Below are 17042 nucleotides of genomic sequence, written 5' to 3' on the forward strand. Positions count from 1 at the left end.
TTTTTAAAAGCGGATGCAAGTGTTGCGTGTTCAAGGTTTTAGCGATTCTTGAAAAGTAAAGCTCCAAGCCGCTTTTATGATCACAAAATTTTGCCGTTCCTTACTTATCTATGAACAGTTAGTAGATATCATAATATGGTTAATATTGTATCTATTGAAGAAAAATATACAGAACGATGGCAAAGCTGCAAGGTGCAATCAAATCTTTTGCCAGAGTTAGAAAAAATTGCTGAAAAGCTGTATTATGATCGCGGCTTTTACGAGAAAATCGAGTGGTACTATCCCAATTTACCTTGGTATTGGGCAGGAATCTTACACACTAAGGCGGATTTCCAGGATTCTACGCAATTCTTCGATCAAATCACGCACAAGTTGAGGAAGATTCAGGGCGAACAGATACCAACAAGGCTCTCATCTCGCTTACTTGCCTTCGATGCGTGCAACGACTTCCAGGGCAAAGATAGCCAGGGAATTACGCCGTTTGTTTGGGCTGGGACTAATCACACCAAGACTATTGATTCGGCTGCTGGTTGTGGGGCAATTTTGTACTTTCTGCAAGCGATAGGACTCAAAGATGACCAGACCGAACAGGGGCTATTTAATCTCACAGTGACTTCTGACACAGTGTTTAAAAGCTGCTCATTGCCCTCCAACAAGCTCGATACATCAGAAAAAGCTACTGTCCAAGCGGGGAGAAAGTTAGAAATTACCCAGGTGGCGATCGCAGACGCTCACCATGTCCGAGTTATGCTTAAGGCTCCAGTTCAGGATCGGCGCACTTGGTTTATCTATGGTGGGCATATCCAGATTGACGGTTGCAAAATCGCAACAGTTACGACCAAGCCTAAAACTCTAGAAGAGAAAATCATTGCCTATTGCCAGAAGAAGGGCTACAGAATTGACAAAGAACCTGGATACAAAAATATTATCTATATCGAAGGTATGAACCCGGACGGAACACTCAATGACAACGCCCTCAATGTCTGGAACGACCTCCGCATCGTGATTGAGTTTAAAGACGGCAAGCCTAAAATGATTGGCTGTTGGGAAGCCACAACCAACCCAGGTAAATACTACACGTACAATCCTATGAACCCCAAAGGTGCGGCAATCATCGCCTTCGGGCAATACAAAGCATGGCAGGTAGGAATTCACACACCAGGTGGTGGACATGAAGCTCTTGTGCAAACAGGTGGTTCAGTAACAGTCCATCGTGATGCAAATCGGTCAGGAACCCGCGATGCAGGTGACACTATTGACTCAGGTATGTTTGGCATTAACCAACATTGGGGAGGTGATAACCCTAAGTCCGACGTAGGCAGATGGAGTGCTGGCTGTCAAGTAGGTAGGACTAGACAGGGACATCGTGATTTCATGGCGATCATTAAATCAGACCCACGCTACCAAGCTAAACGTAGCTTTATCTTCACTAGTACCATTATTGACGGCAAAGACCTCCTAGCACAGTTCCCTGCAAGTTGATGTTCTCCTAATGACCAGAACTATATCTTGCGATCGCTCCTGTGTAAGGGTACAGTGACCCCCACCAAGCGAGTGAAATTAGGTTTTCATTTTTGCATATTTCGGTTTTCATGTATAGGCTTTGTGTCAAAAAGTTTATATTTGTGTGTCTGTGTCTTTTGGAATGTTCTCTGAACATCTCAATAAAGAAGCTTAATGTTAACGTTTCTACTATGATTAACTCACAGTGATCTTCATACCTTCGCTTTCATTGCCTAACCTGTCCACAGCACATACAGCATAAATTCCTGGTGGGACTGTGGCAAAGGTAGTACCAGCGGATAAAATGCGTTGAATGATCCAATTATTATTACTTTGCAAATACAGAGTCCAAGAACGTACAGGTTGATCATTTCCTGGTTGCCAGTTTAATTTACCATCAATAAATTTGAGGTTTTTGGGAGGGGGTGGCGTTGTCGGACTTTGCCATGACATAGTGGGAACTATAGCAGGTGTGGAATAATCGGTTTTCAATTGGTCATTGATGCTTTGACGATTTTCCTTGATGCTACTCATACTGAAAAAGATATTACCCAAGGAAAGATTACTAGCTAAATTGCGAGAAATCTGAATTTGCTTGGCAATTTCGCTATTTTTCCAGTTTTTGCCATCTAGTTGTCCCAGATTGTTACCTGTATAAACATGACGCTGTTTGGTATTAACTTGAGTCCACCATTTGAGGAGAACTTCATAACTTTGTTTGGTTTGGTCAGTACGCCAATAGAGTTGAGGGGCGATATAATCTATCCAACCTTGTTGTAACCATTTTTTAGCATCAGCATAGAGGACATTATAGGCATCTAAACCAACAATACCAGCGGGTTCTCCAGGACGATAAATACCAAAGGGACTAATCCCAAATTTAACGTGAGGTTTGGTAGCTTTAATTCCTTGAGACAGCCGCAATACCATTTGATTGACGTTTTCTCGTCGCCAATCTTCTAGACTTAGTTTACCCCCGCTGGCTGTGTAAGCTGCGTAGGTTTTTTGATCTGGGAAAGATTGACCGGATATGGGATAGGGGTAAAAATAATCATCTAGATGAATTGCATCTAAGTTATAACGACGGACAACATCAATAATGACATTGTAAGCTCGGTCTTGAACGATTTTTGCTCCGGGGTCCATCCATTGTTGAGTACCCCATTGGTAAACAAGTTCTGGGTTAGTAAGGGCGATGTGGGGACGAACAGGAGAAACCCGACTATTAGCTCTAGCGCGGTAGGGATTGAACCAAGCGTGTAATTCAATATTGCGTTGATGACATTGGGCGATCGCAAACTCCAAAGGATCATAAAATGGTTCTGGTGCTTTTCCCTGAGTTCCTGTAATCCAAGCACTCCAAGGTTCTAACTCAGAAGCATATAAAGCATCACCTTCTGGTCGTACCTGCAAAACTAAAGCATTGAAATTCAAAGATTGTAACTGTTTAATAATCGCCACCAATTCCGCTTTTTGCTGTTCAACAGTCAGTCCTGGTTTAGACGGCCAATCATTATTCCAGACAGATACAACCCAAGCCCCTCGGAACTCCCGACGATGACTGACTTTCACAGTATTAGCAACTGTAGGTAAAGGTGGCGGAACAACAATATAATTAGAAGGGATTTTTTCCGCCTTTCCCAAATATACTAAAGCTTGATAAACTATTGCCACCACATCAGCACGAGTAGCGGCTATTCTATAATTAAGTATTTTTACATGGGGATAATTGACCACCCAACCCACACTAGTCGCTAAAGCTATCTGATTAATCCCATAGTAGGGAATCAAAGCTCCATCTTGATATATATCTGCAAGTTTACTTACCAAGTCAACTTGACTAGAAATGATCGAACTCAAGCCATTGACCATGGCCACCAACACATCACCTCTAGCAATACCTTCATTTATCCCGAAACGCCTATTCGGATAACCTACCAAAAATCCAGTTTCATATACTTTTTTAATCGCATTTATCGCCCAATGTGTATCAGGAACATCCACGAAAGGAACATACTTGCGTTTGACTGGTTGAGAAAAAACTGCGGCGATAATGGCTGCAAACTCAGCGCGAGTCACAGAATTATCTGGGCGAAAAGTTCCATTTGGATACCCGTTGATGATTCGCCGTGCGGCTAAGGCTTCAATAAATGGTCGAGACCAATGACCTTGAATATCGGAAAATGTAGTAATATTAGATACCATAGTTAATTATCAGGCTACAGTTTTTATCTTACTTTACCAAGATTCATTAACAGTGATCTGATACAATCAATCGCTGATACAATCATTGGGGGAATCGTCAAAATCCCAGTCTCTCCCCCCTGCTCCCCTGCTTCTTTTGACCTGAATGCCAACTATTAATCTTTGATTGTTACACTTTCACAACCAATTCACTAAAGATATATGGTTACACAAACATCAGGATACGTATCTGAACGACGGGAAGCGATTCTTGAACAAATTCGCGCCCAAACCTCCATTTTACTTGGTTTTGACGATCCTTCCGAACTAGATATTAATAGTTCTTTACTAGAAATGGGTGCTGATTCTATCGCTATGATGGAAGCCGTCGCCAAAATTAAAAAAACTTATGGAATTCAGATTGCGATTCGGCAATTTTTTGAAGACCTCACAAATATAGATGCTTTAGCTACTTATATAGATCAGAATCTGCCACCAGAAGTAGATGGGTTAAATTCTTTACAGCCTGAATCTGAAGTAGCACCTGTACCCCAGACAAACGGAGTCACTTATCAGCCCCGGTATGAAATACCACCGCAACTCCCCGTATCCCAGACAAACGGAGTCACTTATCAGCCTCGGTATGAAATACCACCGCAACCTACAAACGGTAATACTCATGTAACACCAGAAAATTATGACACAGCCGCTGATACAGTTTTAGAAAAGGTGATGCGGCAACAACTGCAAGTCATGTCCCAGCAATTAGAATTGTTTAGAGGTTATGAAGTACCCACTGAGCAAAATAACGGTTCAGCTTATATAAATAATCATGTTACACCCGCACCCATCCCCCAACCCGCACCTATTGTCCCACCAGCGCCTCCTGTAGTTGTCCCTAAGCGGGTACAAAGTAAACAGTCAATCACCTCACCGGCTGAACTGAGAAGACCTAAAATAGGGGGACTAACAGAACAGCAAAAACGTCATATTGAAGAATTGACCCAACGGTACAATCAACGCACCCCAACTTCTAAAAAATTAGCGCAAAAATATCGCCCCATTTTAGCTGATAGTCGCGCTTCCGTTGGTTTTCGTCCTTCCATTAAAGAAATGTTATATCCCATCGTTGCCCAGCGTTCTCAAGGGGCGAGAGTATGGGATATAGATGGTAATGAGTACGTTGATTTAACAATGGGACAGGGTGTACTCCTATTTGGACATCAACCAGACTTCATTATGGAAGCTATCCAAGAGCAAATGAAGTTAGGTATCCAATTACACCCCAGACATCATTTAGTAGGAGAAGTTGCCCAACTGGTACAGGATCTCACAGGTGTGGAAAGAGTATGCTTCTCCAACTCAGGTACAGAAGCAGTTGTCACCTCTTTACGGTTAGCTAGAGCAGCCAGTGGACGGACTAAAATTGCCTTATTTGAAGGTTCTTATCACGGACATGGCGACTCCACACTGGTAAAAAGAGAGATCATTGATGGTGTTCCTACTACGGTCACTATTGCGCCTGGTGTCCCGGCTAGTATTGCTGAGGATATGGTTGTCCTCGATTATGATTCTCCAGAAAGTCTGGACTATATTGAAGCTCATGCACATGAACTAGCAGCGGTATTAGTTGAACCTATCCAAAGCAATAAACTATCCTTGCAGCCGAAAGAGTTTTTAATCAAACTCAGACAAGTTACGGAAAAAGTCGGAGTAATCCTCATTTTTGATGAAATCACGACCGGTTTTCGGTTTCACCCCGGTGGCGCTCAAGCTTGGCTAGGCATTCAAGCTGATATTGTCAATTATGGTAAAGTCGTGGGCGGAGGAATGCCCATTGGGATTATTGCAGGTAAAGCTAAATACCTGGATTATGTTGATGGTGGAATGTGGAATTATGGTGATAAGTCTTTTCCAGAAGTAGAAAGAACTTTTTTTGGGGGGACATTTTGTATGCACCCTCTAGCTATGGTGGCGACTAAGGCTGTGTTACAACGTCTTAAAGATGAAGGTCCTGCACTCCAAGAAAAACTCAATCAGAAAACAGCCTATTTAGCTGCAACTCTGAACAATTACTTTTTAGAAAATGACATTCCTATTGAAGTAGAATATTTCAGTTCTATTTTCCGGTTTTCTTTTACCAGCAACTTAGATCCTTTCTTCTATCATTTAGTGAATAAAGGTGTTTATGTCTGGGAATGGCGGAAATATTTCCTCTCTTTTGCTCACACAGATGCGGATATTGAATATATAATTCAAGCCGTTAAAGATACAATTCAAGAGATGAGAGCAGGTGGTTTTTTTTTAACATCAACGCCTAACTTGTTAACGACAAAAACACCTGTTGTTGAAATTGAAAAAAATAACCAGCAGCAGGGATTTTGGTCAAGACACAGTGCTACATCTTCACAGGATTCTGGGAGTAAGTTAAGTTATATTCCTAGCAAGTCCCAAAAACTAAAATTCAGTTTATTTTACTTCGGTAACTATAATTCTGAATTTAATCTTGATAAATATAACTTGCTATTTTCAGGAGCGAAATTTGCTGATGAAAATGGGTTTGCTGCGGTTTGGTTGCCAGAAAGACATTTTCACGACTTTGGCGGATTTTCTCCCAACCCCTCCATTCTCAGTGCCGCTTTAGCCAGAGAAACCAAGCATATTCAATTGCGGGCTGGTAGTGTAGTATTACCTCTGCATCATCCTATCCGGGTGGCGGAGGAATGGTCAGTGATAGACAATCTTTCTCACGGAAGAGTAGGGATTGCTTTTGCTTCCGGTTGGCACGAAAATGATTTTGTATTTGCACCAGAATCATTTGGAAAACATCGGGAATTGATGTTCCAAAACATTGATAAAGTTAAACAACTTTGGCGCGGTGAAAAAATTCAAGTTACCAATGGTGTCGGTAAACAAGTGGAATTGGGGATTTTTCCCAAACCCATGCAGGCAGAATTACCAACTTGGATTACCATTGTCAATAATCCCAATACCTATATTCGAGCCGGAGCAATTGGGGCGGGGGTATTAACTAATTTAATGGGACAGAAGATAGAAGATTTGGCGAAAAATATCCAATTATATCGTCAGTCACTGTTAGAAAATGGTTATGATCCTGATGCTGGTCATGTGACGGTTTTATTACATACATTGGTAGGTGAAGATATAGATTTAGTCCGCGAACAAGGACGACAACCAATGTATAATTACATGACTTCCTCTATCGAACTTTTCAAAAGTATGATGGGGAATCAGAATTTATCAACTAATCTGGATGAATTGACAGATGATGATAGGTTGGTAATTTTGGAAACTGGTTATAAGCGGTATGTGGAAAATAGTGCTTTAATTGGGACTCCGGAATCATGTATTCCTATTATTGAGCGGTTGAGAGATATTGGTGTAGATGAAATTGCTTGTTTAATTGATTTTGGTGCAGATGAAAATATAGTTTTGACAAGTCTGCCATATATCAATACCATTAGAGAGCATTACGAAAATCTGACTGATAAAATCCCTTTAGCGGAAGCACAAAAGCAATTATGGTTTTTAGATAAGTTAGGAGAAAATAGCGCCCTGGCTTATATTGATTCTTTATGTGCAGAATTACGAGGGAAGTTAGATATTGATGTTATCCAGAAGTCTTTACAAACTGTTGTGGATAGACATGAAGCTTTGAGAACGAGAATTGATGCTGAAGGAGAATTTCAGGAAATATTACCTTCTGTGACTGTGAATATAGAGGTAATTGATTTCTCAAATGTATCTGCTAGTGAACAAACATCTCAAGTTAAAGAATGGATAGAACAGCAGTTTCAAAAACGATTTGATTTAACGCAAGCGCCGCTATTTCAAGTTTATATTCTCAAATTGGCGGAGGAAGTACACCAACTAATTACTAAGGTACATCACATTATTGCTGATGGTTGGTCTGTTTCCTTAATTCTCCAAGAAGTTTGTAAATTATATTCTGCTCATTGTCAAGGACAAACCTTGTCATGGGAGAAACCAAAGCAATTTCGAGCATATATAGATTGGCAAAATCAACAAAGCCAAACTGAGGAAATGAAAGTTCATGAATCCTATTGGTTAGAACAGTTTTCTCAATCTATTCCTGTTTTGAATTTACCCACAGATAGACCTCATCCTCCTATGATGAGTTATCGGGGAAATAGACAAAGTTTGAAAATTGATGCTCAATTAGGTAATGCTATTAAACAGGTAAGTAAACAGCAAGGTTGTACGCTGTTTATGACTTTGCTGGCTACCTATAAAGTATTGCTGCACCGACTGACAGGGGAAGAGGAAATTGTTGTGGGTATTCCCACCGCTGGACGTTCTTTAGCAGGCAGTGAAAGTATAGTTGGGTATTGTGTTCATCTCTTACCTATTAAAACAAATTTGCGTGCAGATGCTACTTTTGGGGAATACTTAAAACATATTCGTGGGGTGTTGCTGGACGGTTATGAACATCAAGATTATCCTTTTGCCACTTTATTGAATAAGCTGGATTTAAATAGAGATTTCAGTCGTCCTGCTTTGGTGTCAGCCGCATTTAACTTGGATTTACCTTTGGGGAAACCGAGTATGTTCGGTGTAGAAATGAGCTTTATGTCTCCGCCGAAAATTCCGCTGGCTTATGATATTTATTTGACGATTAGTGAAGCGGAAGGTGAACTATTTTTAGATTGTGGTTACAATTTAGATGTGTTCAATGATGAAACAATTCAACGCTGGTTAAATCATTTCCGAACTTTGTTAACAGCGGTTGTAGAAAATCCTCAACAGCAATTAGGAAAAATACCGCTGTTGACAACAGCAGAACAATATCAACTGTTAATAGAAAGGAATAATACTCAACGTGATTATCCCTTAGATAAATGTTTGCATGAATTGTTTGCTGAACAAGTAAAACTTACCCCCAATGATATCGCTTTAGTCTTTGAAAATCAGCGATTAACTTATAGAGAGTTGGAGGAAAAAAGTAACCAACTAGCGCACTATTTACAAAAATTAGGTGTGCAACCAGAAATGCTAGTGGGATTGTGTGTAGAGCGATCGCTCGAAATGATGATAGGGTTATTAGGAATCCTCAAAGCTGGTGCAGCATATCTACCCCTAGATCCTGGTTTCCCCGTTGAACGGGTGGCTTATATGTTAGCAGATGCCCAGGTGACAGTTTTACTCACCCAGCAGTTCTTACAGGAATTTTTACCCACTACCACAGCTACCATAGTTTGTTTAGATACCAATTGGGAAGTAATAAGTAAGCAAAATCACGAACCCCTATTTACGTCAGTCAAACCCGACAATTTAGCCTATGTGATTTATACTTCCGGTTCAACTGGGCAACCCAAAGGCGTTACCATTACTCACAAATCCATCGTCAATTACGTATCTAGCATTATTGAACGGCTGCATATCGAACCAGGTAGCAACTTCGCTTTAGTGTCCACCATTAGCGCGGATTTGGGCAATACAGTCATTTTTCCGGCGTTGTGTACAGGTGGACAACTCCACGTTATGTCTTGGGATAAAGCCGCAGATAACAAGGCTTTCAGTCAATATATAGCCGAAAATGCGATTGATTATTTGAAAGTCGTCTTTTCCCATTTAATCGCTTTACAAAATCCTACCCAACCTAAACAAGTTCTCCCCCGCAAAGGCTTGATTTTAGGAGGAGAAGCCACCCCCTTAGATTGGGTAGAAAAGATGTTAGCCTGTGAACCAGATTGTACAATTTACAATCACTATGGACCAACAGAAACTACGGTGGGTGTATTAACATATCAAGTTAATCCCAAACAACCTTTACCGACATCTGCAACTCTTCCCCTTGGTAGTCCAATTAATAATACCCAAGTTTATATATTGGATGTCAATTTGCAACCCGTTCCGGTGGGAGTTACTGGAGAAATTTACATTGGTGGAGTGGGAGTTAGTCGCGGTTATCTCAATCAACCGGAATTAACAAAAACGAAATTTATTCCCAATTTATATAGTCATAAAGCAGGAGAAAATCTCTACAAAACTGGAGATATAGCCCGTTATTTAGCAACAGGTGAAATCGAGTTTTTAGGTAGGGCTGATAATCAAGTAAAAGTCCGCGGTTTCCGAGTAGAGTTAACAGATATTGAGTCTGTTATATCTCAACATCCTGATGTCACAGAAACCACCGTTATCCTTTCAGAATCTAAACAATTACTTGCTTATATAGTGCCACAAAACCAACGCAGTCCCATAGCTGCGGGGATGAATCGCTATAAATTGCCTAATAATATGGCAGTGGCACACCTCAACAAAAATGAGACAGATTACATCTATCGGGAAATATTTGAACTGCAAGCATATCTCCGTCATGGGATTACTATTAATCCCGGAGATTGTGTTTTTGATGTTGGTTGTAATATCGGTTTATTCGGCTTATTTATCTCGCGCATTTGTCCCCAAATCAAAATTTACGCCTTTGAACCAAATCCCACAGTCTTTAAGATTGTCCAGGCTAATTTGTCACTTTATACAGTAGATGGAAAAGTCTTTAACTGCGGGATATCAGATCAAAATAAAACGGCTGAGTTTACCTTTTTCCCTGGATTTTCTCTACTTTCTGGTTTCTATGCAGACGCAGAAGTTGAAAAGGAAGTAGTCAAAAACTTCGTTAGTAATCAACAAGATGTAGCATCTCAAGATTTCCTTAACCAAGCTGATGAAATTCTCGAATCTCGCTTTCAAGCAGAAACATTCACAGCTAATTTAAGAACTCTTTCAGATATGATTGCTGAACAAGGAGTTGAAAAGATTGATTTACTAAAAATCAATGTTGAAAAAAGTGAATTTGATGTTCTTAAAGGTATTCAACCGCAAGATTGGGCAAAAATTCGCCAACTTGTAGTAGAAGTTGATGTCAAGGAAAACCTCGAACCCATTGTCACTTTATTAGAAACTCATGGGTATGATTTGGTGATTGACAAAGATGTGTTATTAACTAACACAGAACTTTGTTACATTTACGCTATTCGTCCTTCCGAAAAAGGCAGATTAATTAAACAGGAAAATCCAGCAGCCCATATTCAGCAATTACCAATGGTAGAAGAAACTCTCCTATCGGTAAATGAAATTAAGCAGTTTGTGAAAGACAAATTGCCAGAATATATGATGCCTAATGCTTTTGTGCTGTTAGAAAATCTGCCTTTGACACCTAATGGTAAAATTGACCGCAAAGCCCTACCAGCACCAGATCAAAGTCCTCTAATTGAGACAAAATATGTAGTTCCTCAAAACGAAACAGAGAAAACTATTACTGCAATTTGGCAAGAAGTTCTACAATTACCACGAGTAGGAACTTATGATAACTTCTTTGAACTGGGAGGGAATTCCTTACTGCTAATTCAAATCCATAGAAAATTGCAGGAACAATTAGCAATAGAAATGCCTGTCATTGATTTGTTTACCTATCCAACTGTTAAAGCTTTAAGTGCATATCTCTCTGGATTGTCTAACCCAGAAGAGGAAGCCGAAAAAGCCCAAATCCGTGCCGAAAGCCGCACTCAGGGGAAAGCAATGATGAAACAAAAACGTCAAATGCGCGGTAGGTAATTAGTTTTTGGTAATAGGTAATTAGCAAATATCCTAATTACTTATTATCAAGGATTTAACTATAAGTGAAGTTTTTACAAATCACAAAATTCCTAATTTAAACTTATGCCATTAGCAAACTCTGATTATTCCATTAATGATGCTGATATCGCAATTATTTCTCTAGCTGGACGTTTTCCCGGTGCAAAAGATATTGAATCTTTTTGGGAAAATCTCAAAGCAGGTGTAGAATCTATTTCCTGTTTTTCTGAACAAGAACTTTTAGCAGAAGGGGTTAAACCAGCTTTATTAAATAATCCTCATTATGTCAAAAGTTCCGGGGTATTAGAAGATATTGATTTATTTGATGCCAATTTCTTTGATTTTAGTCCTAGAGAAGCCGAAATCTTAGATCCTCAACAACGGTTATTTTTAGAATGTGCCTGGGAAGCCATTGAAAAAGCAGGTTATGATCCTCAAATATATAAAGGCTTAATAGGAATTTATGCAGGAGTGGGGATTAATAGTTATTTATTAAATAATCTGATTTATCACCGTGATTTGTTGGAATCAATTGGTGAATATCAAGTAATATTAGATAGTGATAAAGATTTTTTACCTAGTCGCGTTGCTTATAAATTAAACCTCAAAGGACCGGCTGTAAATATTCAAACAGCTTGTTCAACCTCTTTAGTTGCTGTACATTTTGCTTGTCAAAGTTTATTGAGTGGGGAATGTGATATGGCCTTAGCAGGAGGAATTACCCTGCGCGTACCCCATAAAAATGGTTACTTATACCAAGAAGGCATGATCTTATCACCCGATGGTCACTGTCGCGCCTTTGATGCCCAAGCTAAAGGAACTGTGGGCAGTAATGGTTTAGGGATAGTATTATTAAAAAGATTAGAGGATGCGATCGCTGATAATGATTGCATCTATGCAATAATCAAAGGATCAGCAATTAATAATGATGGTGCAGTCAAAGTAGGTTACACAGCACCGAGTATAGAAGGACAAGCCGTAGTAATTACCGATGCTTTAGCTGTAGCTGATGTTGAAGCTGATACCATCACTTATCTAGAAGCCCACGGTACAGGGACAGAATTAGGAGATCCCATTGAAATTGCTGCCTTAAACAAAGCTTTTCGGCAAAAAACCCAAAAAACTCATTTTTGCGCCATTGGTTCTCTCAAAAGCAACGTAGGACACATGGATACAGCCGCAGGGGTAGGGGGTTTAATCAAAACTGTATTGGCATTGCAACATAAATTAAAACCACCAAGTCTGCATTTTCAATCACCTAACCCGAAAATAGATTTTGCCCAATCACCTTTTTATGTGAATACTCAACTATCTCCTTGGGAAAGCAGAGATGATATTCCTTGTCGGGCAGCAGTGAGTTCTTTCGGAATTGGTGGTACTAACGCCCATGTAATTTTAGAAGCAGCACCCAGTTTATCAGATTCGGAAACCTCTCGACCTTGGCAACTCCTGTTAATTTCTGCCAAAACTAATACCGCACTAGATCAAGCTACCACTAATTTAGGGGCATATCTGCAAAAAAAATCTCACTTAAATCTAGCAGATGTGGCTTATACCCTCAGTTGTGGACGTAGAGGATTTGATCAACGTCGGTTCTTAGTTTCTGAAAACATCAATGAATCTGCGGTACTTCTTAATACCTTGAATTCTCCAGAATTAGTCACAAATACTCAGGAAATAAAAGAGCGTTCCGTTGTCTTTATGTTTCCAGGACAGGGTTCTCAATACGTAAATATGGGGCTAGAATTATACCAAACTGAATCCGACTTTCGTGAACAGGTAGATTTATGCTGTGAAATCCTCAAACCCCAACTAAAACTAGATTTACGAGATATCCTCTACCCCAAACCCGCACAAATTCCAGCAGCAGAACAGCAACTACAGCAAACAGCCCTTTCGCAACCAGCTATATTCGTCATTGAATACGCCCTAGCTCAATTATGGCAGTCCTGGGGGATAATTCCCCAAGCCATGATTGGCCATAGCATTGGTGAATACGTCGCGGCTTGTATTGCTGGAGTATTTTCCTTAGAAACCGCTTTATCCTTAGTTGCTGCTAGAGGACAGATGATGCAGCAACTACCCGCTGGTACAATGCTTTCTGTACCCTTATCAGCCAGCCAAATCAAACCCCTGTTAGATCAAGAACTATCCATTGCCGCAATTAACGAACCATCCCGTTGTGTTGTTTCTGGTACTACCGCAGCCATAGAAAAACTAGAAACTCAGTTAACTGCCAAAGGTGTAGAATGTCGTCGTCTCCACACTTCCCATGCTTTCCATTCTCAAATGATGGCCGCAATTCTTGACCCCTTTACACGGCTATTTACACAAGTAACCTTAAATCCTCCCAAAATACCTTATGTATCCAATTTAACTGGAACTTGGATCACAACAGAACAGGCCACAGACCCAAATTATTATTCTCAACATCTGCGTCAAACTGTCCTTTTTGCCCAAGGACTAGAAAATTTCTTCCTAGAACCAGAACAAATCCTTTTAGAAGTTGGTCCTGGTAGAGTTTTGAGTTCCTTCGCTAAAAAACACCCACGAAAACCCGTATCACAACAGGTATTCACATCAATTCGTCATCCCCAGGAAAATCAATCAGATGTAGGGTTTTTGTTAACTACCCTTGGTAATCTTTGGTTAGCTGGAGTGAACATAGATTGGTCTAATTTTTACTCTCAAGAAGAACGTTATCGAGTACCTTTACCTACTTATCCTTTTGAACGTCAGCGTTACTGGATTTCTCCACCAGAAAATTTAAACTTAAAGAATGAAACTTCAGTTTCTCTAGTCAAAAATCCAGATATTAAAAATTGGTTTTATATTCCTTCTTGGAAACGTCTTCCTTTATCTCCAAATCAATTAGCAACATCAGTAAATCAGGTTTTGTTATTTATAGATGAATGTGGTTTAGGAACAGAACTAAAACAACAACTGCAAGCACAAAATAAACAGACAATTTATGTCAAAGTTGGTGTAGCTTTTACTAAACAAAAAGAGGGAATATATACTCTTAATCCTCAAAATCCAGAAGATTATATAGCCTTAATTAAAGAACTGCAAAACCTCAATTTTATCCCTGATAAAGTTATCCATTTATGGAATTTAACAACTGAGACTTTAAATCAGGAATTAGATACAGCTTTAATAGCAACAGCCCAATATTTAGGATTTTACAGTTTACTATTTTTTGTCCAAGCTTGTGGAAAACAAGTTTTTCTCCATGACTGTGAAATTTTATCAATTGCTAACAATATACATGAAGTGACAGGATCAGAAATCCTCTATCCTGAAAAATCCACAATTTTAGGAACTGTCCAAACAATTCCCCAAGAATACCCCAATTTTAACTGTCGTTTGATTGATATCATTATTCCTGAAGAAAAACAGCAAATTATCAAACAATTAATTGCCGAAATTACCACCAAATCAGCAGAAAAAAATATTGCTTATCGGGGACAACATCGTTGGGTGCAAACCTTTGCATCATTCCCCTTAGAACTTCCCACAACCAATCACAAATTGAAGAAAAATGGCGTATATTTCATTACAGGTGGTTTGAGTTATTTGGGCTTTATCTTAGCAAAACATTTAGCTAAAACTGTCAAAGCTAAATTAATTTTAACAGGACGTTCTGCTGTGATTGAAAAAGCAAATTGGCAGCAATGGCTGGCTACTCATGACGCAGAAGATAGCATCAGTAACCAAATTCGTAAAGTTCAAGAATTAGAAGCATTAGGGGCTGAAGTTATGGTAATTAGTGCTGATGTTGCTAATTTACAACAAATGGAAACAGCCATTAAGCAAGCAGAACAACAATTTGGGAAAATTAATGGTGTGATTCATGCCGCGGGTGCAGGTGCTATTTGGGGACAATCAATTAATGTAATTGAAAATATTACCAAAACCGAATGTGAAAATCAATTTACAGCTAAAGTATACGGCACATTAGTATTAGCTAAAATCCTCAAAAATAAAGAACTTGATTTTTGTATGTTGACATCTTCTTTATCTGCAATCTTAGGAGGATTAGGATTTGTAGCTTATGCAGCAGTGAATACTTTTATGGATACATTTGTTTATAGTTATAACAAAACAACAAATCATCCTTGGATTAGTGTAGATTGGGATGGTTGGAAAAGCAATCAACAAGTCATCATTAATAATCAAGGTTTTGGGGAAGAAATATCAGAATTAGAAATTACAGCGGAGGAAGGAGTTACAGCATTTCAACATATTTTAGCAGATCATCAATGTCATCAGTTAATTGTCTCCACTGTTGATTTAGAACCAAGAATTAATTTTTGGGTAAAGCGAGGTTTAGCAAAAAATCAAAATCTGCAAGCTGCAAATCGAAAAATATCAGCAAGTTCAAATTATATAGCACCGAGAAATGAAACCGAAGCCAAAATTGCTAATATCTTTGAATTTCTACTTGGTGTTAATCAAGTAAGTATCCATGATAGCTTTTTAGAATTAGGAGGTGATTCATTAACAGGAACTCAACTTTTATCTAAACTTAAACAAACCTTTGCCATGAATTTACCAATTAGCACTGTATTTGAGTCTCCTACTGTAGCGCAACTAGCAGAACTTATTGACAGCAAACAGGAATCAGGGCAAGATGATATGGACAAAATTAATGATATTTTGAATATGATGGAATTACTTTCAGACGATGAAATAAATGCTCTAGCTGAATAATCTAAATACCTTTTGTAAAAACGTTTATCTTTTGATAATTACTAAACATCTATGAAGAATCAAATAGTAGAAAATAATCAACCAGACAGTCCAACATCAACAAATAATGATGGACTATCTATCAATACAATAATCACAGCAATTATTGTTTTACTTCCTCTTGTCGGTACAGTAATTGGAATGGGAATTCTGTTTTATTCTGGTATTAGTTCATTAGAATTGGGATTGTTAGTTAGTCTGTGTATTTTAACAGTAATTGGTGTTGAAGTAGGGTTTCACCGACATTTTTCACATCATTCCTTTCAAACTACAACTCCAATTCGAGCTATCTTAACTATTTTCGGTTTAATGGCTGCTCAAGGTGGTCTAGTATATTGGGTAATTGAGCATCCACGTCATCATAAATATAGTGATGTATCTGGTGATCCTCATACCCCTAATTTACATGGAATCGGCTTTAAAAATCAACTTCGTGGCTTATATCATGCTCATATTGGTTGGATTTTTGAAGTTTTAAAGTCTGGAGATACAGATTCTTCACTCTTAGTTAAAGACTTGCTTAAAGATCCTGTAATTTTTAGAATTGACCAACTACAACTAACTTGGGTAGTGTTAGGACTGCTAATACCTGCTATTTTAGAAGGGGTAATTACATCGTCTTGGATAGGAGCTTTTAAAGGATTTATATGGGGAGGACTTGTGCGGATTTTTCTAGTCCAACATTTCATTTGGAGTACAAATTCAATCTGTCACGTTTATGGAAGTCGTCCTTTTAAAACCAATGGATTTAGCACTAATAATGTATGGTTAGCTATCCCTACTTTTGGTCAATCGTGGCATAACAATCATCATACTTTTCCCAATTCCGCAATTACTGGACTAGAATGGTGGCAAATTGATTTAGGTAAATGGTTAATTTGGATACTAGAAAAAACAGGTTTAGTTTGGGATGTCAAAAGACCTACAGCAAATATGATAGCTGCGAGAAAATTACAAACCTAAAGTTTTATAATTGAGGATAGAGG

At 38.9% G+C, this 17042-nt stretch carries 5 protein-coding genes; 4 read left to right on the top strand and 1 reads right to left on the bottom strand.

The features are described from left to right. Nucleotides 1-135: 135 nt before the first annotated feature. Complete coding sequence (locus FJR04_RS14840) at nucleotides 136-1482, top strand: hypothetical protein (RefSeq protein ID WP_168496066.1); 1347 nt, start codon at nucleotides 136-138, stop codon at nucleotides 1480-1482. A gap of 216 nt (nucleotides 1483-1698) precedes the next feature. On the opposite strand, the gene FJR04_RS14845 is transcribed toward FJR04_RS14840, so the two are convergent. Continuing rightward, nucleotides 1699-3708 (bottom strand): family 10 glycosylhydrolase, encoded by a 2010-nt coding sequence (locus tag FJR04_RS14845; protein ID WP_168496068.1) that lies wholly within the window; start codon nucleotides 3706-3708, stop codon nucleotides 1699-1701. A 201-nt stretch (nucleotides 3709-3909) separates the two neighbouring features. Here FJR04_RS14845 and FJR04_RS14850 point away from each other — a divergent pair, with 201 nt between their 5' ends. The 3 genes from FJR04_RS14850 (at nucleotide 3910) to FJR04_RS14860 (ending at nucleotide 17019) form a co-directional block, all read left to right on the top strand. After that, entirely contained in the window at nucleotides 3910-11283 is a 7374-nt protein-coding gene (locus FJR04_RS14850) for a non-ribosomal peptide synthetase (RefSeq protein ID WP_168496070.1), read from the top strand. Between the two features lie 105 nt (nucleotides 11284-11388). Then, entirely contained in the window at nucleotides 11389-16017 is a 4629-nt protein-coding gene (locus tag FJR04_RS14855) for a type I polyketide synthase (protein ID WP_168496072.1), read from the top strand. Between the two features lie 51 nt (nucleotides 16018-16068). Further along, the gene (locus FJR04_RS14860) at nucleotides 16069-17019 is read left to right on the top strand and encodes an acyl-CoA desaturase (protein ID WP_168496074.1); all 951 of its coding nucleotides are present in this window, start codon (nucleotides 16069-16071) and stop codon (nucleotides 17017-17019) included. The last annotated feature ends 23 nt before the right edge of the window (nucleotides 17020-17042 follow it).

The organism is Anabaena sp. UHCC 0204 (assembly GCF_009711975.1).
Lineage (GTDB): Bacteria > Cyanobacteriota > Cyanobacteriia > Cyanobacteriales > Nostocaceae > Dolichospermum.

Excerpts from the sequence above, each read along its gene's own strand:
- FJR04_RS14850 (WP_168496070.1), top strand. The coding sequence starts at position 3,910 with ATGGTTACACAAACATCAGGATACGTATCTGAACGACGGGAAGCGATT.
- FJR04_RS14855 (WP_168496072.1), top strand. The coding sequence starts at position 11,389 with ATGCCATTAGCAAACTCTGATTATTCCATTAATGATGCTGATATCGCA.
- FJR04_RS14840 (WP_168496066.1), top strand. The coding sequence starts at position 136 with ATGGTTAATATTGTATCTATTGAAGAAAAATATACAGAACGATGGCAA.
- FJR04_RS14845 (WP_168496068.1), bottom strand. The coding sequence starts at position 3,708 with ATGGTATCTAATATTACTACATTTTCCGATATTCAAGGTCATTGGTCT.
- FJR04_RS14860 (WP_168496074.1), top strand. The coding sequence starts at position 16,069 with ATGAAGAATCAAATAGTAGAAAATAATCAACCAGACAGTCCAACATCA.